The 17,623-nt window shown below is 60.2% G+C and carries 14 protein-coding genes; all 14 read right to left on the bottom strand.

Going from position 1 to position 17,623, the window contains the following annotated elements:
• Positions 1–31 precede the first annotated feature (31 nt).
• Positions 32–1,048, bottom strand: a complete 1,017-nt coding sequence (locus ACGJAX_RS01905) for a class I SAM-dependent rRNA methyltransferase (RefSeq protein ID WP_090325220.1) — start codon at positions 1,046–1,048, stop codon at positions 32–34.
• 89 nt (positions 1,049–1,137) lie between these two features.
• A complete protein-coding gene (locus ACGJAX_RS01900; RefSeq protein WP_390957290.1) occupies positions 1,138–2,010 on the bottom strand; it encodes an oxygenase MpaB family protein in 873 nt (290 codons plus the stop codon).
• A gap of 54 nt (positions 2,011–2,064) precedes the next feature.
• On the bottom strand, positions 2,065–4,002 hold the full coding sequence (gene acs, locus ACGJAX_RS01895) for an acetate--CoA ligase (RefSeq protein WP_390957289.1): 1,938 nt from the start codon (positions 4,000–4,002) through the stop codon (positions 2,065–2,067).
• A 208-nt stretch (positions 4,003–4,210) separates the two neighbouring features.
• On the bottom strand, positions 4,211–5,875 hold the full coding sequence (gene pgi, locus ACGJAX_RS01890; protein ID WP_390957288.1) for a glucose-6-phosphate isomerase: 1,665 nt from the start codon (positions 5,873–5,875) through the stop codon (positions 4,211–4,213).
• Between the two features lie 244 nt (positions 5,876–6,119).
• Positions 6,120–6,500 (bottom strand): aspartate 1-decarboxylase, encoded by a 381-nt coding sequence (gene panD, locus ACGJAX_RS01885; protein ID WP_008153310.1) that lies wholly within the window; start codon positions 6,498–6,500, stop codon positions 6,120–6,122.
• 133 nt (positions 6,501–6,633) lie between these two features.
• Positions 6,634–7,494 carry a pantoate--beta-alanine ligase gene (gene panC, locus ACGJAX_RS01880; RefSeq protein WP_247254704.1) on the bottom strand — a complete coding sequence of 287 codons (861 nt, stop codon included), beginning with the start codon at positions 7,492–7,494 and terminating at the stop codon, positions 6,634–6,636.
• On the bottom strand, positions 7,491–8,291 hold the full coding sequence (panB, locus tag ACGJAX_RS01875) for a 3-methyl-2-oxobutanoate hydroxymethyltransferase (protein ID WP_247254705.1): 801 nt from the start codon (positions 8,289–8,291) through the stop codon (positions 7,491–7,493). The genes panC and panB overlap by 4 nt, the downstream gene beginning before the upstream one ends.
• A gap of 298 nt (positions 8,292–8,589) precedes the next feature.
• Complete coding sequence (gene folK, locus ACGJAX_RS01870; RefSeq protein WP_090325203.1) at positions 8,590–9,075, bottom strand: 2-amino-4-hydroxy-6-hydroxymethyldihydropteridine diphosphokinase; 486 nt, start codon at positions 9,073–9,075, stop codon at positions 8,590–8,592.
• 3 nt (positions 9,076–9,078) lie between these two features.
• Complete coding sequence (locus ACGJAX_RS01865; RefSeq protein ID WP_162493940.1) at positions 9,079–10,479, bottom strand: polynucleotide adenylyltransferase PcnB; 1,401 nt, start codon at positions 10,477–10,479, stop codon at positions 9,079–9,081.
• Between the two features lie 709 nt (positions 10,480–11,188).
• Positions 11,189–12,625: a sigma-54 dependent transcriptional regulator gene (locus ACGJAX_RS01860; RefSeq protein ID WP_090325198.1), complete on the bottom strand. Its 1,437-nt coding sequence runs from the start codon at positions 12,623–12,625 to the stop codon at positions 11,189–11,191.
• A 22-nt stretch (positions 12,626–12,647) separates the two neighbouring features.
• Positions 12,648–15,602 carry a sensor histidine kinase gene (locus ACGJAX_RS01855; protein ID WP_162493939.1) on the bottom strand — a complete coding sequence of 985 codons (2,955 nt, stop codon included), beginning with the start codon at positions 15,600–15,602 and terminating at the stop codon, positions 12,648–12,650.
• Positions 15,586–15,762 carry a hypothetical protein gene (locus tag ACGJAX_RS01850; RefSeq protein ID WP_003176118.1) on the bottom strand — a complete coding sequence of 59 codons (177 nt, stop codon included), beginning with the start codon at positions 15,760–15,762 and terminating at the stop codon, positions 15,586–15,588. Before ACGJAX_RS01850 ends, ACGJAX_RS01855 begins: the two co-directional genes overlap by 17 nt.
• A 77-nt stretch (positions 15,763–15,839) precedes the next feature.
• Positions 15,840–16,736 (bottom strand): tRNA glutamyl-Q(34) synthetase GluQRS, encoded by an 897-nt coding sequence (gene gluQRS, locus ACGJAX_RS01845; protein WP_390957287.1) that lies wholly within the window; start codon positions 16,734–16,736, stop codon positions 15,840–15,842.
• Between the two features lie 192 nt (positions 16,737–16,928).
• Complete coding sequence (dksA, locus tag ACGJAX_RS01840) at positions 16,929–17,372, bottom strand: RNA polymerase-binding protein DksA (protein WP_390957286.1); 444 nt, start codon at positions 17,370–17,372, stop codon at positions 16,929–16,931.
• Between the last annotated feature and the right edge of the window lie 251 nt (positions 17,373–17,623).

Here is a 17,623-nt window from a genome sequence, read left to right as displayed (position 1 = left end):
TTCAGGAACTTTCAGATTTGTCTGACACGAATCAAAGCTGCAGGATCAGGGTTTTCAGCGGCGGTTGTTGATCCATGGACGGGAAATCAGCACCGGGTTTCATCACCGTCCACTCTCGTACCGGCCGCCCGGCCTTCTCGGCGCAGCGCAGGACTTGTTCGCGCCAGTCGTCCATGCTGACCTTGGCCAGGTTGTTGCAGCAGATCAGCACGCCATTGTCGGCAGTGGTCAGCAATGCCGGCTTCAGCAGGCTTTGATAGTCGCGCAGCAGGTCGACGGTGCCGAAAGCACTCTTGGCCCAGGCTGGCGGATCAAGCAGGACCAGATCGTACTGGCGCTGTTCCAGGCGCTGATAGCTTGGCAGTTTCTGCCCGCGTCGCTGGCTGATCGGCAGGCCGGCCAATTGGCGGATGGCGGGGAAATAATCGGACTGAATGAACGTCATGGTCGGCAATTGCGGGTTGAGCAGGCCATTTTCACGACCGACTGCCAGATTGCCTTCGGCGAAGTCCAGGTTGCACACCTCGCTGGCGCCACCGGCCGCGGCGCTGAGGCCGACCCCACAGGTGTAGGCGAACAGGTTCAACACACTTTTGTTTTTGCTGTGGTCCTTGACCCAGCCGCGCGTGTTGCGCAGGTCGAGGAACAGCAAAGGGTCTTGCCCGGCGTGGCGCCCGCGGACCCGGTAATTGAGCCCCCATTCGTGGCCGACCAGATCTTGCAGCGCCGCTTCGTCGGCGCGGTAGACGGTGTCTTCGCGATCGATACGCGAGTTGCCACGGGAGCGGTCGTTGTAGACCAGCAGCAGGTCGAGGCCCATATGTTGGTTGACGATTTCATGCAGTTGCAGCAGCGCTTCGCGTTCCAGCGACTGGTGGAAGCTTTGCACCAATAGTTGCGGGCCGTAGCGGTCAATCGTCAGGCCCCCGGCGCCTTCCTGGCTGCCATGGAACAGGCGATAGCAGTCGGTGCCTTGCTGGTGCAGTTCGGCCAGCAGGTCCTGGCGATATTCAAGGGCGGCGCGCAGCGCCTGATTCAAGGAAGACATGCTGGGCGCCTTGCAGGAGGGAATTGGGCGCGGGAGTTTAACAGTTACTGAGCTTCAAGCTTCAAGCTTCAAGCTTGCAGCTCTGAGCATCAGGTCAACAGCCCCATGCGCCGTTTGGCGCGCTGCACCGAGCCATTACGCACCGCCCAGCGCAGCATCGGCGCACTGCGGTTGACGCTGGCGCGGATCAGTTTGCGTTGCAACGGGCTCTGGCTGACGCCGAGCATGTCACTGGCCCAGTCCGGCAGCAGGTCGATCCCGGCCTGCATCATCATCCCGCCGAAAGGCTTGGCCAGACGGCTGGGAGACGGGGCGTTCAACAGTAACCGCAACACTTCGCGACTGCGTTCGTCGCAGAGCAATTGCGGGCGGATGCGTTCAAGGTATTCGGCAACTTCCCGTCGTGAACGCGGCACATCACGGGCCCCCAGGCGTTCGGCGACCAATGCGATTTCTGCGTAATAGCGATCCTGATCGACCAGGGACAGATGCGGGTTGCGATAGCGCAGGTGCGCGGCCAGGAAGTTGCTGACCTCGGCCACATGCACCCAGGTCAGCAGGTCGGGGTCGCTGGCGGCATAGGGGCGACCATCGGGTGCCGTGCCGATCACTTGCAGATGAATGGTGCGGACTTTCTCGATCAGCCAGTCGGCGTCCTGTCGCGAACCAAAGGTGGTGCCGGAAATGAACTGTCCAGTGCGGCGCAGGCGGCCGAGCATGTCCTCGCGAAAATTCGAATGGTCCCAGACACCGGCCAGGGCCAGCGGGTGCAGGGCTTGTAGCATCAGGGCGCTGATACCGCCGATCAGCATGCTGCTGAAGTCGCCGTGCACTTGCCAACTCACCGAGTCAGGCCCGAACAGGCCCGGATCGCCTTTGGGGTTTTCCAGGTCGAGCTTGCCCAGGGACAGGCCGCTCAGGCTCATGATTTGGCTTTCGATACGGCTGCGAATGAATTCCATGGGGGCTCAGTCAGTTTCTGCGGGAGCGAGCAAGCTCGCTCCTACAAAGGCACGTTATTGGTTCAGGCGCTTGTCGATCAAGCCTTGCACCACGCTTGGGTCGGCCAGGGTCGAGGTATCCCCCAGGCTGTCCAGTTCGTTACAGGCGATCTTGCGCAGGATACGCCGCATGATCTTGCCCGAACGGGTTTTCGGCAAGGCGGGCGCCCACTGGATCAGATCCGGTTTGGCGAAGCTGCCGATTTCCTTGCTGACGTGGGCCAGCAGTTCCTTTTTCAGGTCATCACTGGGATCGGTGCCGTTCATGGGGGTGACGAAGGCGTAGATGCCCTGGCCCTTGACGTCATGGGGATAACCGACCACGGCGGCTTCGGCAATGCTGTCGTGCAGCACGAGGGCGCTTTCCACCTCGGCGGTGCCGATGCGGTGCCCGGAAACGTTGATCACATCGTCGATACGCCCGGTGATCCAGTAGTCGCCATCCTCGTCGCGACGTGCGCCGTCGCCGGTGAAGTAGTAGCCGGGATAGGGTTTGAAGTAGGTGTCGACCATTCGTTGCGGGTCGCGGTAGACGCTGCGGATCTGCGCTGGCCAGCTCGACTTAATGGCCAGCACGCCGCTGCCGGCACCTTTGATTTCCTTGCCATGCTCGTCGAGCACCACCGGTTGCACGCCGAACATCGGCTGGGTGGCGCAGCCGGGTTTGATTCGTTGCGCGCTGACCAGCGGGCTGAGCATGATGCCGCCGGTTTCGGTCTGCCACCAGGTGTCGACAATCGGGCAACGCTCTTCGCCGACCACATGGAAGTACCATTCCCAAGCTTCCGGGTTGATGGGCTCACCCACGGTGCCGAGCAGTCTGACGCTGGCGCGGGAGGTTTCCTTCAGCGGTTCTGGACCTTCACGCATCAAGGCGCGCAGGGCAGTGGGGGCGGTGTAGAAGATGTTGACTTTGTGTTTATCGATCACTTGCCAGAAGCGAGAAGTGCTCGGATAGCTCGGTACCCCTTCGAAGATCAGCGTGGTCGCGCCGTTGGCCAGCGGGCCATAGACGATATAGCTGTGACCGGTCACCCAGCCGACATCGGCGGTGCACCAGAAGACTTCGCCATCGCGGTAGTCCAGCACGTATTTGAAGGTCATTGCCGCTTGTAGCAGGTAGCCACCCGTGGTGTGCAACACCCCCTTGGGTTTGCCGGTGCTGCCGGAGGTGTAGAGGATGAACAGTGGATCTTCGGCGTCCATCGGTTCGGGTGGACAGTCGTCGGTGACATCGCGCAACGCTTGGTGGTACCAGATATCCCGGCCTTCGACCCAGTTCACCTGATTCTGTGTGCGTTCGACCACCACCACTGTGCTGACGTCAGGGCAACTCTGCAGCGCTTTGTCGACATTCTGTTTGAGTGGCACGAACTTGCCGCCGCGCACGCCCTCATCGGCGGTGATTACGGTGCGGCAATCGGCGTCGAGTATCCGGTCGCGCAACGAATCGGGGGAGAAACCGCCGAACACCACGGAGTGCACGGCACCGATTCGCGTGCAGGCAAGCATGGCGAACGCCGCTTCGGGAATCATCGGCATGTAGATGCATACCCGGTCGCCTTTTTTCACGCCACGGCTTTTGAGCACGTTGGCCAGGCGACAGACGTTGTGATGCAGTTTTTTGTAGGTGATCTGTGTAGATTCGGCGGGATCGTCGCCTTCCCAGATAATCGCAGTTTGATCGCCACGCTTTTCCAGATGACGGTCGATGCAGTTGTAGCTGACGTTCAACTGGCCGCCGGCAAACCAGCTGGCCTCGCCGGTTTTCAAGTCATAGCGCTGGACGGTCTGCCACGGTGCGCTCCAGTCGAGAAAACGGTTGGCCTGTTCGGCCCAGAAAGTGCTGGGGTGTTCAATGGATTCGCGGTACAGGCGATGGTAGTCGTCCTGACTCAACTGTGCAGCCCGGCGGACGGCATCGGCTTTGGGAAACGTGCTGATATCGAACATGACGGTTCCTTATTCTTGTTTTGCGACAAAGATAAAGATGCGCCGAGAGACCAAAGGGTTCAAGAGGGGAGCTGTGCGACCCTCGCAGGAGCTGGCTTGCCAGCGAAAGCGGTGTGACAGTCAGCATTCATTTGACTGACCCACCCTCTTCGCTGGCAAGCCAGCTCCCACAGGGAATGGGGGGCATTGTTGCCCCCCCTCCATCAAATCAACCGCGGTGACGACCACGGAAGTAGTTGATCAAGCCTTGGGTGGACGCGTCGTCAGCCGGAGATTCTTCGCTGCCAACCAGACGGTTGTAGACGCCTTTGCCCAACTCCTTGCCCAGCTCCACGCCCCACTGGTCGAAGGCGTTGATGCCCCAGATCACGCTTTGTACGAAGACCTTGTGCTCGTACATCGCCACCAGTGCACCGAGGCGGCGCGGGCTGATGCGCTCGACCACCAGGGTGTTGCTCGGACGGTTGCCCGGGATCACTTTGTGGGGCGCGAGTCGTTGCACTTCGGCTTCGCTCATGCCCTTGTCACGCAGCTCGGCTTGCGCCTCGGCGAGGGTTTTGCCGAGCATCAGCGCCTGGCTTTGCGACAGGCAGTTGGCGTACAGCCACTGGTGGTGGTCGGCCACCGGGTTGAAGCTGACGATCGGCACGATGAAGTCGGCCGGAATCAATTGGGTGCCCTGGTGCAGCAACTGGTGGTAAGCGTGCTGACCGTTGCAACCCACGCCGCCCCAGATCACCGGCCCGGTATCGGTCGAAACGGCGGTGCCGTCCTGACGCACGCTCTTGCCGTTGGATTCCATGTCCAGCTGTTGCAAGTGCTTGGTGATGTTGCGCAGGTAATGGTCGTACGGCAGGATCGCGTGGCTCTGGGCACCCCAGAAATTGCCATACCACACGCCGAGCAAGGCCAGCAGCACTGGCATGTTCTGTTCGAACGGCGCGGTCAGGAAGTGCTGGTCCATGGTGTAGGCACCGGACAGCAGCTCCTTGAAGTTCGACATACCGATGGCCAGTGCGATCGGCAGACCAATGGCCGACCACAGCGAGTAACGTCCGCCAACCCAGTCCCACATCGGGAAGATGTTCTCTTCGCGGATACCGAACGCCACGGCGGCGGCGTTGTTGCTCGACACCGCGATGAAGTGACGATGCAGCTCGGCTTCCGAGCCACCCTGAGCCAGGTACCAGGCGCGGGCGGCCTGGGCGTTTTTCAGGGTTTCGAGGGTGTTGAAGGATTTCGACGAGACGATGAACAGCGTGGTTTCGGCGCGCAACTTCATGGCCAGTTCGTGGAACTCACTGCCGTCGATGTTCGCCAGGTAGTGGCAGCGCACGCCTTTCTGGGCGTAGGCCAGCAGTGCCTCGGACACCAGCTCAGGGCCGAGGAACGAGCCACCGATACCGATGTTTACCACGTCAGTGATTGGCTTCTCGGTGTAACCGCGCCACAGGCCGTCGTGGATACGGCCGACGAGGTCAGTGATCTGGTTCAGCACCTTGTGCACTTCCGGCATCACGTTGACGCCATTGACCGACAGCTTGTCGCCAACCGGGCGACGCAGCGCGGTGTGCAGGGCAGGGCGGCCTTCGGAGGCGTTGACGATTTCGCCGTCGAACAGCGACTTGATCGCGCCCTTGAGGTCGACTTCGTTGGCCAGACCCACCAGCAGATTGCGGGTCTCGGCATTGATCAGGTTTTTCGAGTAATCGAGAAACAGGCCGCAGCTGCTGAGGGTGAATTGAGTAAAGCGCTGCGGGTCGGCATTGAAGGCCTCGCGCATGCTGAAATCCTGCATGGCCTGGCGGTGGTCATTCAACGCTTGCCAGGCGGGCAGAGCGGTAACGTCATGAGGGGTGCGGTAATACGCCATCGCTGCTGGTTTCCTTTTTACTTGAACTGCCTTTATGACACTGAAAGTCCCGGAATGTCCCGGCCACACTTGGGCGAGTCCGGTCAGCCTGCGTAGGCACGATTGAATAGCGCAGGCCGGTAACAGTAAACCTCGCGGGGGTGCTCTGTCTTGGCTTTGTCTGACCTGCGACCGGTACTTTTTTATACCGATACGGCAGGCCAGGGCAACAGGCGGTTTTTTCAGTGCGGAGAATAGCGGGTGGTCAGGCGACCTGAACCGGAATGGCATTGCTGGTGTGGCTCAGTTCATTGCCCGGCGCCATGTAGAGCATGCGCGGTTTGAAGTTGAGCAATTCGGCTTCGCTGTAGTGGGCGTAAGCGCAGATGATCACACGATCGCCGACCTTGGCCTTGTGCGCGGCGGCACCGTTGACCGAGATCATGCGCGACCCTTCTTCGCCACGAATGGCGTAGGTGGTGAAGCGCTCGCCGTTGTCGATGTTGTAAATCTGGATCTGTTCGTACTCACGAATGCCGGACAGGTCCAGCCATTCACCATCGATGGCGCAAGAGCCTTCGTAGTCGAGTACTGCGTGGGTGACTTCGGCGCGATGCAGCTTGGCTTTGAGCATGATGGCGTGCATGAGTGTTTCCCGGGTCGGATCGAACGGCGGGCAGTTTGCCTGATGGCGTTGGGGGCGGCAATACGGTGAGCAAAGTCACGGCCAGCCCTTGCAGGAGCCGAGCAAGCTCGGCTCCTGCAAGGTTTTGCAGTTCTTAAGCTGGCGTATCGAGATTCAGGTGCAGGTTATCGATCAACCGCGTCGTGCCCAGGAAGGCCGCCACCAGAATCACCAGGTCCCGATCCTCGGGCGTTGCCGGACGCAATGTCAGCGCATGGCGGATTTCCAGGTAATCCGGACGCAGGCCGGCGGCTTCGAGCTGCTGCAGTTTTGCCTGGATCAGGGCCGGGTAGTCGCGCTCACCCTGCTTGATCGACTCGGCGATCTCGCTCAGCGTGCGGTACACCACCGGCGCAACGGCCCGTTGTTCTTCACTGAGGAAACCGTTGCGCGACGACAGCGCCAGGCCGTCGGCCGCTCGAACGGTCGGCTCGCCAATGATCTGGATCGGCATGTTCAGGTCGTGGACCAGCGCACGAATCACCGCCAGTTGCTGGAAGTCTTTCTGGCCGAAGATCGCCAGGTCAGGCTGGACCATGTTGAACAGTTTGCTGACCACCGTCGCCACGCCCTCGAAATGCCCCGGACGGCTGGCGCCGCACAAGCCTTCGGACAGTTGCGGGACGCTGACACGGGTCTGGCCGGCCATGCCGTCGGGGTACATCTCCTCGACGGTAGGTGCAAACAGCAAATGACAACCGGCCTGGAGCAGTTTTTCCTGATCGGCCGCGAGGGTGCGCGGGTACTTGTCGAGGTCTTCGCCGGCGCCGAACTGCAATGGGTTGACGAAAATGCTCGCTACCACGAAATCTGCCCGTTGCGAGGCTTTGGTAATCAGTGCGATATGACCGCTGTGCAGGTTGCCCATGGTCGGCACAAAAGCGATGCGCTTGCCTTCGCTGCGGGCGCGAGCCACGGCGGCTCGCAGTTCGCGTACGGTTTTTACGGTGTTCATGCAGAGAATCCGTGTTCGATGCCAGGGAAGGTTGCGGCTTTGACTTCAGTGACGTAGGCACTCAAGGCTGCGTGGATGCTTTCCTGGCCAGCCATGAAATTCTTCACGAATTTGGGTACGCGGCCGGTCATGGACAGGCCCAGCATGTCGTGCAAGACCAGTACCTGACCGTCGGTACCATGGCCGGCGCCAATACCGATCACCGGAATTTTTACCGCCTGGGTGATTTCTTCCGCCAGTTCGCTGGGAACGCATTCGAGCAGCAGCATTGCCGCGCCAGCCTGTTCCAGCGAGATCGCATCGGCACGCATCTGCCGTGCCTGGTTTTCGTTGCGGCCCTGGACTTTGTAACCGCCGAGGATATTGACCGATTGCGGCGTCAGCCCCATGTGCGCGCATACCGGGATGCCGCGTTCGGCGAGCAGGCGAATCGAATCCGCCAGCCACAACGCGCCTTCGACCTTGATCATGTGCGCGCCAGCCTGCATCAGCAGCGCGCTGTTGGCCATGGCCTGTTCGGTGGTGGCATAGGCCATGAACGGCAGGTCGGCGAGGATTAGCGCATCGGTGTTACCGCGCTTGACCGCAGCCACGTGATAAGCCATTTCTGCGGTGGTGACCGGCAGGGTGCTGTCGTGGCCCTGCAAAACCATGCCGAGGGAGTCGCCCACCAGCAAAACTTCAACGCCAGCCTGATTGCAGGCGTGGGCGAAGGTCGCGTCATAGCAGGTCAGCATGGTGATTTTTTCACCTTTTTGCTTAAGACCTTGCAGCGTGGTCAGGGTGATGGCTGGCATGAAAAGTTCCTCATTCAGGCGCTGTGGAAACTACTGCGAGTAACGCGCGTGATTCTTCGTTAAATACAGGCGCACGTTCTTTTGTCGTGCTTGTAAGGCCTGGATTGCGCCCTTCAACGCCGTGTTGACGGCAACGGGACGCCTATAGTCGTGAGGAGAACTCGGGAAGTCAATTGGGTGTGTTACCGCATTGTTACGTCTGGGGTGTTACCGGGGTAACTGATGCGATTCAGCAAATTCTGTAGGACCGATACCAGACCAATGTGGGAACGGGCTCGCGCCCACTAGGGTATTTCGGTCAATTCGGGGACAGGCGTTCCAGGCCGACGAACGGGCAGGCGGCGAGCAATCCGCTGAGGTCGCGACCATCGGCCAAACGCAGATCGGCTGGCGCCAACTCCGCCAGCGGATACAGGACAAAGGCCCGTTCCTGCAGGTGATAGTGCGGCACCTTGAGGCGGGGTTCATCGATCAGTCGATCGCCGAACAGCACGATATCGAGATCCAGAGTGCGCGGTCCCCAGCGTTCAAGGCGCTCGCGGCCCTGTTCGTTCTCGATGGCTTGCAATGCATCCAGCAGATCCAGCGGCGCCAAATCAGTGTCGAGGGCGGCGACGGCGTTGGTGTAGCGCGGCTGGCCAGGGAGCAGCGAATCGCTTTGATAAAACCCCGAGACACCGACCAGCTCCGATTGCGGCAGCCGTGCCAGCGCAGCGACGGCGCTGCGCAACTGTTCGGCGGGGGCCGCCAGATTGCTGCCCATGCCGATGTAGATGCGTTCCATGGATTATTCGCCCGTGGTGCTCGAAGCGCCTGCAGCGCGCTTGCGTTTGGAGCCGCCACTGCGGCGACGCTTGCGCGGTGCGCCGGTGCCTTCGTCCTTGCCGCTGAGGTCACGGATCATGTCGCGACGTTCGCTTTCATTGGCGTCCTGATAATCCGTCCACCATTCGCCCAGGCCATCGGTCTGCTCGCCCGCGCTTTCGCGCAACAGCAGGAAGTCGTAACCGGCACGGAACCGCGGGTTGTCCAGCAGCAGGTCGGCGCGTTTGCCGCTGCGCCGTGGCAGGCGCTCCTGCATGTCCCAGATTTCGCGGATCGGCATGGTGAAGCGTTTTGGAATGGCGATGCGCTGGCATTGTTCGGCGATCAACTCGTGAGCCGCTTCCTGCATCGCCGGAATGGGCGGCATGCCACGTTCCTGCAGGCGCAGTACCCGTGCCGGCAACGCAGGCCAAAGCAGCGCTGCAAACAGGAAGGCCGGAGTTACCGGTTTGTTCTGCTTGATGCGCAGGTCGGTATTGATCAGCGCTTCGCTGATCAGGGTGTGGGTGTAGGTCGGGTTGTATTCGAGCGCTTCGGCACTGGCCGGGAACAGCGGGTCGAACAGTTGCAGGTCGACCAGCATCTCGAAGGTGTCCGCGGCATGACCGGAGAGGAACAGCTTGAGCACTTCTTCGAACAGGCGGGCTGAAGGGATTTCACGCAGCATCGGTGCCAGATCGCGAATTGGCAGCGCGCTGTGCTTTTCGATGCCGAAATTCAGCTTGGCGGCGAAACGCACGGCCCGCAGCATGCGCACCGGGTCTTCCTGGTAGCGTTGCTTCGGATCGCCGATCAGACGGATCAGGTGATTGCGGATGTCGTGCACGCCGTTGGCGTAGTCGAGGATGCGCTCGCTGACCGGATCGTAATACAGGGCGTTGATGGTGAAGTCGCGGCGTTGTGCGTCTTCTTCCAGGGTGCCATAGACGTTATCGCGCAGGATGCGCCCGCTCTCGTTGCGGGAGGACTGGTTACTGTCTTCCTCTTCATCGTTTTGCGGGTGATTGGCGCGGAAAGTCGCGACTTCGATGATTTCTCGGCCGAAGTGGATATGCACCAGTTTGAACCGGCGACCGATGATCCGCGCGTTGCGAAATTCGGCCCGTACCTGTTCGGGGGTGGCACTGGTGGCGACGTCGAAGTCTTTCGGCGTGATGCCGAGCAGCATGTCGCGCACACAACCGCCGACCAGGTACGCCTGGTAGCCGGCGCCCTGCAGGCGTTCGACGATATTCACCGCATAACGGCTGAATTGAGCCTTTTGCAGCGAGTGTTGGCCGCTGTTGAGCACTTCAGGCGTGCTGCGGATGTGTTGCGTACGACGCAGGGGAGTACGGAATGACTGGAACAGCTTCTTCAGCATGGGATGCACTGTTTGAAGGAATGTTCGGCCAAAAACAAAGAATGACCGCATGATGGGCGGGGATTCTAGCATTTAGTCGGGGGATGGTGTAGGAAGCTGCGAAAGCGCTTGAAGGAGATGTCGTAGTCTGGCTTGAAGCCAGAAACTACAAGGGGAGCCGAAGCTCCCCAAGAAGTAGTTGCATGCTCTGTTTTTGTTATTGGTTTCGGGCTTTTTGTTTTTGTTAAGTGCCCTCGCCATGAAGTCTTCCTTCATGACCCTCCCAATCGGGAGCCAAGAGCAAACGGATTGCTTTGGTCGCTGTGTTGCAGTGATCTTACGATCCAACCAGTACAGGCTCTGCCTTAAGACAGTTTTTTGTTGTTCTCGGCCTGGTCGTGGGGCAAGCCCCAAATACAACGCCTCTCCAAAAGAATCAGTTAGCTGCGCCTCTCGCCGTCTTGTTTTTATTGTGCGTGAGTCGATTCGTCTTATTTTTATTGTCTTGTGCATTGCTTGTTATTGTTCTTGTACCAAACATATAGCAGGGTGCGTGCCAACTTTTGCAAACCCCAGCAAAACAAGGGCTTGGCCGTACTGATGGGGTTTGTGGAGACCAAAAAAAGCCGGGGCTTCGTTACCGTAAGCCCCGGCTTCTGTTACGTGAAAAACCTGAGGTAACAGTTTTTTCACAAAATCATGTGTTACCTGCACATGAGACAGGTGGGGTTCAGCTTTCGCTGGCTACCCCGGTCTTGCGCCGTGGGATGCCCAGGCGCTGACGACGCTCCCACAGGCATTTGCGGCTGACCCCGAGTTTGCGGGCCAGCTCTGTTTCGGTCATGTGGTCCTGGTGTTCGAGGACGAAGTGCTGGAAGTAGTCTTCCAGGGACAGGTCTTCGGTCGGCTCGTGACTGTTGTTGGCCGCCGTGTTGCCTTGTTGCGGTGCCAGGCCGATGAATTCGTCGTCTTCGAGATCGCTCAACTCAATGTCGATGCCCAGCAGCTCGGCGGAAATCTCCGGGCTTTCGCACAGGATGACGGCGCGCTCGACGGCGTTTTCCAGCTCACGAACGTTGCCCGGCCACGAGTAGTGGCGAATGGCTTGCTCGGCATCCGGGGCAAACTTCAGGTCGGTGCGGTTGATCCGCGCGCTCTGCCGCGCCAGAAACGCATTGGCGATTTCGTTGACGTCGGCACCGCGCTCGCGCAGGGCCGGCAGTTTCAGGGCGATCACGTGGAGGCGGTAATACAGGTCTTCACGGAACTGACCGATCTTCGCCAGGCTCTTGAGATCGCGGTGAGTCGCGGCGATCAGGCGCACATCGACTTTCTGCGACTGTACCGAGCCCACCCGGCGAATTTCACCTTCCTGCAATACGCGCAGCAGGCGGGCCTGGGCTTCAAGCGGCAGTTCGCCGATTTCGTCGAGGAACAGGGTGCCGCCGTCCGCTGCTTCCACCAGGCCGGCACGCCCGGCGCTTGCACCGGTAAACGCGCCTTTTTCGTGGCCGAACAGTTCGGATTCGATCAGGCTTTCCGGAATGGCTGCACAGTTCACCGAGATCATCGGCGCCTTGGCGCGTTTGGACAGGTTGTGCAGGGCGCGCGCCACCAGCTCTTTACCGGTGCCGGACTCACCCTGGATCAGGACATTGGAATCGGTAGGCGCCACTTTGCGGATCTTGCCATACAGATCCTGCATCGGCGGGCACGAACCGATGATGCCTATTTCGCCGTTGCTGTTGTCGATACCCGGTTTCGCCGCGCCGTTGGCGACTTTGCCGGCAACCGGCTCACCGCTGGTCTGTGTCGATTGGCGGTCACGCAGGATACGCGCGACGGCCTGGAGCATTTCGTCGTGATCGAAAGGCTTGGCGATGTAGTCCACCGCGCCCATCTTCATCGAGTCGACCGCCGAGCGCAGGCTGGCGTAGCTGGTCATGATCAGCACCGGAGTGCCTTGGCCGAGTTTGATCAGTTCGGTGCCAGGAGCGCCTGGCAAGCGCAGGTCACTGACGATCAGGTCGAACGTGGGAATGGTGAAGCGTTCTTGTGCTTCCTGCACTGAACCGGCTTCGCTGACCTGGTACTGGTTACGTTCCAGCAGGCGGCGCAAGGCGGAGCGGATGATGGTTTCGTCTTCGACGATCAAAATGTGCGGCATTGATTCGATACTCTCGACGGTCTCAGTTCACAGCGGACGTCGCTTCGACATGACGCGGTAATGTCACCCGGATACGGGTGCCGCGTTGGCTCTGAACATCAGCCGGGCTGTCGATGGTGATTTGTCCATAATGCTCTTCAACGATGGAATAGACCAGTGCAAGGCCCAGACCGGTACCTTCACCAGGGTCCTTGGTGGTGAAGAAGGGTTCGAACAATCGGTCCATGATGCTCGATGGTATTCCGCTGCCTTCGTCTTCCACGATCAGGTCGACCGTGTGTTCGCCGGCTTCGCTTTTGACGCGCACCGCGCTGCCCGGGGGCGAGGCATCGCGTGCGTTTGAGAGCAGGTTGATCAATACCTGGGCCAGCCGCTGCGGGTCGCCTTCGACCCAGTGGTCCGGATCGCACAGGTTGTAGAACTGCACTTCGAAATTGCGTCGGTTCAGGGCCAGCAGGCCGATGGCGTCCTGGGCGACTTCGGCCAGACAGACGGGTTCGTCGCTGTGCTGATGGCTGCCGGCATGGGCGAAGCTCATCAACGACTGCACGATGCGCGACACGCGTTTGGTCTGTTCGAGGATCTGACCACTGATCTCCTTGAGTTCGCCGTCTTCCTCGCGCTCTTCGCGCAGATTCTGCGCCAGGCAGGCGATACCGGTGATCGGGTTGCCGATTTCATGGGCCACGCCAGCCGCGAGACGACCGATGCTGGCCAGACGCTCCGAATGCACCAGTTTGTCTTCGAGCATCTGGGTTTCGGTGAGGTCTTCCACCAGCAGCACCAGGCCGCTGTTACCGGGCGCGAGGGGCTCGTCGATCGCCGCTTTGTGCAGGTTCAGCCAGCGGGTTTGGCCGTCGAGGGCCAAATGCTGCTTGTGCAAGTGTTCGTCCGGCACGTTGATAAAACCTTGCAGCAATTCTCTCCATGGATCGGCAATGGTACCCAGGCGCGAACCGACCACACGTTGCGCGGCGATCCCGGTCAATTCCTCCATGGCTTTGTTCCACATGAGGATTTCCTGGTCCTTGGCCAGGGAGCACACGCCCATCGGCAATTCCTGCAGGGTCTGGCGGTGATAGCGACGCAGGGCGTCGAGCTCGGCGGCCAGGCCGGTCAGGCGGGAGTGGTAGTCCTCGAGACGGCTTTCGATGAAGTGGATGTCTTCGGTGACGTAGTTTTCACCGCCAGCCTTGTAAGGCAGGAACGTTTCGACCATGTCCTGGGCCACGCTCGGGCCCATCAGGCCCGAGAGGTTGGCTTCGATCCGGTCACGCAAGCGGCGCAAGGCATAAGGCCGTCGCTCGTCGAATGGCAGATAGAGGTCGCGCAGGGCTTGCTCGACCTCCTTCTGCGCGGCCTTGGCGCCCAAGGGCTTGGCCAGTTGCGTGGCGAATTCCTGGGGGGAGGCAGCGTGCAGTTCACGGCGTTGCGGGCGACGCACGTTGTCCACGGCGCAGGCCTCGGCAGCGCTGGCTTCTTCGGTGCTGGCGTTGGTGAACAGCGAGATGAGGGTGAACATCAGTACGTTGGCCGCCAGCGAGGCGATTGCGGCCATGTGCCAGCTGGTATCGTCCAGCACATAGATCATGTTCAGCAGCGGAATGTAGAAGCCCTGCAGGTTGCCGACCAGCGGCAACAGCATGGTCACCAGCCAGACCAGAATCCCCGCCAGCAACCCGGCGATGAAACCGCGGCGGTTGGCGGTCGGCCAGTACAGGACCGACAGTACGCCTGGCAGGAACTGCAAGGTGGCCACAAAGGCGACGATGCCAAGGTTGGCCAGGTCCTGTTCGGCGCCCAGCAGCAGGTAGAAGCCATAGCCGGCCATGATGATCGCGACGATCAGCGCCCGGCGCGTCCACTTCAGCCAGCGGTAGATATTGCCTTCGGCCGGTGGCTGATACAGCGGCAGTACCAGGTGGTTCAGCGCCATCCCTGATAGCGCCAGGGTGGTCACGATGATCAGGCCGCTGGCGGCAGACAACCCACCGACATACGCCAGCAACGCCAGGGCCTTGCTGTTGGCGGCGATGCCGATACCCAGCGTGAAGTATTCCGGGTTGGTGGTGGCACCGAGTTTCAGGCCCGCCCACAGAATCAGCGGTACGGCCAGGCTCATCAGCAACAGGAACAGCGGCAGCCCCCAACTGGCACTGACCAGCGAGCGCGGATTGAGGTTTTCGGTGAAGGTCATGTGGTACATGTGCGGCATCACGATCGCCGAAGCGAAGAACACCAGCAGCAGCGTACGCCATGGGCCTTCCTGCAGCGGTGTGTGCAGGGCCGCGAGGGCGGTCTGATTTTGCAGCAGCCACAGTTCGAGCTGTTGCGGGCCGTCGAATACGCCGTAAAGCGCATACAGGCCGACGCCACCGATGGCGATCAGCTTGATCACCGATTCGAAGGCAATCGCGAACACCAGGCCTTCATGTTTCTCGCGAGTGGCAATGTGCCGGGAGCCGAAGAAAATCGTGAACAGCGTGATCAGGGCGCAAAAGCTCAGTGCCACGCGATGCTGAACCGGTTCGCGGGTGAGGATACCGATGGAGTCGGCCACCGCCTGAATCTGCAACGCCAGCAATGGCAGCACGCCGATCAGCATGAAAATCGTGGTCAGCGCACCGGCCCAGGTGCTGCGGAAGCGAAACGCGAACAGGTCCGCCAGGGACGACAGCTGATAGGTGCGGGTGATCTTCAGGATCGGATACAGCAACACCGGCGCCAGCAGAAACGCCCCGGACACCCCGAGATAGCTGGACAGGAATCCATATCCGTACTGATAGGCCAGGCCCACGGTGCCGTAAAACGCCCAGGCACTGGCGTACACGCCCAGCGACAGGGTGTAGGTGAGCGGGTGGCGAATGATCGCCCGCGGGATCATGCCTCGTTCGCTGATCCAGGCCACGCCGAACAGCACCGCCAGGTACGCGGCGCTGATCAGGATCATCTGGGTCAGGCTAAAGCTCATCGGCATCTTTTTGGCTCTGCAGGATGAAGGTCACGACGATCAGAATCAGCCAGAGCAAATAAGGGCGGTACCAGGCGCCAGTGGCGTCGATCCACCAATCCATGATGGCCGGGGAAAACAGATAAATCCCCACTACCAGGAGCAGGACCAAGCGATAGATGTACATCCCGGCCTCTCTTTTTTATGCGCGTGCCCGAAAACGTGCGGCGATGGTAACGGATGGGGGCGCCACTGCAAGCAAGATCACTGTAGCTGTGCCTCGGGCAAGCTTAGTGTGCGCGGGATCAGCAGGGCATCCCAGTGGGTGATGCCCCAGTTCAGCACTTCCCGTGGCGTGGCATAAGCCAGTTCGTTGCCGGGGTTCTGCCCGAGTGCACGCAAGGCGCGTAGCAACAAGGGCGTGGCCTGATCGGTCGTGAGCGGTGGCGAGCGATAGGATTTGCCCAGTTTGTTGCCATCGGGCTGGGTGATCAGCGGGATGTGCAGGTAACGCGGTTGCCGCAGGCCAAGCAACTCCTGCAGATACAGCTGGCGCGGGGTGGAGTCGAGCAGGTCGGCGCCCCGCACGATATCAGTGATGCCTTGCCAGGCATCGTCCAGCACTACGGCCAGTTGATAAGCGTAAAGCCCGTCGCGGCGGCGGATCACGAAGTCACCGACGTCCCGGCCCAGGTGTTGGTGAAATGCTCCCTGCACCCGGTCGATGAAGTGGTAGTCCAGTTCAGGGACGCGTATCCGGATCGCCGCATCTTCAGTGCCATGCCCGGCATTACGACACAGTCCAGGATAAATGCCGTGATACGGTTCCAGTTGCTTGCGCGAGCAGGTGCAGGCGTAAGCCAGACCTTGATTGAACAGGCGATTGAGCACTTCGGCGTAGGCGTCGTGACGGTCGCTCTGGCGGACCATCTCGCCGTCCCACTCAAACCCGTAACTCTCCAGGGCCTTGAGGATCGCCGCCTGAGCCCCGGGCTCTTCACGGGGAGGATCGAGGTCTTCCATGCGCATCAGCCAGCGGCCCCCGACCGAGCGTGCATCGAGGTACGAGGCCAGCGCGGCGACCAGTGAACCGAAATGCAAATGGCCACTGGGCGTGGGGGCAAAGCGCCCGATGTAGGTGGGGGAGGTGATGACGGTCATATGGGCGATGTTATTTGGTCGGGAGAGGTGCATATCAAGCTGCAGGAGCGAGCTTGCTCGCGAAAAAACGTCTGCACACCGCGAGTCGTCAAGCGGCGCGCATTATCGTTGTCGTCCATTGCGAGCAAGCTCGCTCCTGTACAGAAACAAAAACGGAGCGTTCGCACGCTCCGTTTTTCGTTCAAGTCGCAATTACTTGCCGACTTGCTTTTCCTTGATTTCCGCCAGGGTCTTGCAGTCGACACACATGTCGGCGGTAGGGCGGGCTTCCAGTCGCTTGACGCCAATTTCGACGCCACATTTTTCGCACCAGCCGTATTCTTCGTCTTCGATCAACTGAAGCGTCTTGTCGATCTTCTTGATCAACTTGCGCTCACGATCGCGGGCTCGAAGTTCGAGAGCGAACTCTTCTTCCTGGCTGGCACGGTCTGCCGGGTCAGGGAAGTTGGCCGCTTCGTCCTTCATGTGGTCCACAGTCTTGTCGACACCTTCCATCAGCTCTTTTTTCCACTGATTCAGAACCTTGGTGAAGTGCTTGCGCATGGGCTCGCCCATGTACTCTTCGCCAGCTTTCTGAACATAGGGCTCGAAGCCGCTGATCGTCTGATTCGCTTGTTGCTTTGCTTGGGTGGACATGAAATAGACCGCCTCTACTCTTGTAATCCATCTGCGCAGGATTGCTCCATCACCGGCACCCGCCGGCCCTGCGGCTGCAAGCGGGCGAACTTACCAGATCAAATCAGGCCGCGCTACTCCCGGATGTCGAGCCTGCGGCCCGTGGGGCTTGCAAATACTGGCAAAGCGCTGTCTGGTGGCTCTGGAACGCTGCTCAATTAATGATTTTAGTCAAACCTGGGATACTCGTTTGAGTCGTTTTCGACCAAGGT

The sequence above is a fragment of the Pseudomonas moorei genome (genome assembly GCF_042846945.1).
In the GTDB taxonomy this organism is placed as follows: Bacteria; Pseudomonadota; Gammaproteobacteria; order Pseudomonadales; family Pseudomonadaceae; genus Aquipseudomonas; species Aquipseudomonas moorei.
This window is presented reverse-complemented; position numbering and strand designations above follow the sequence as displayed.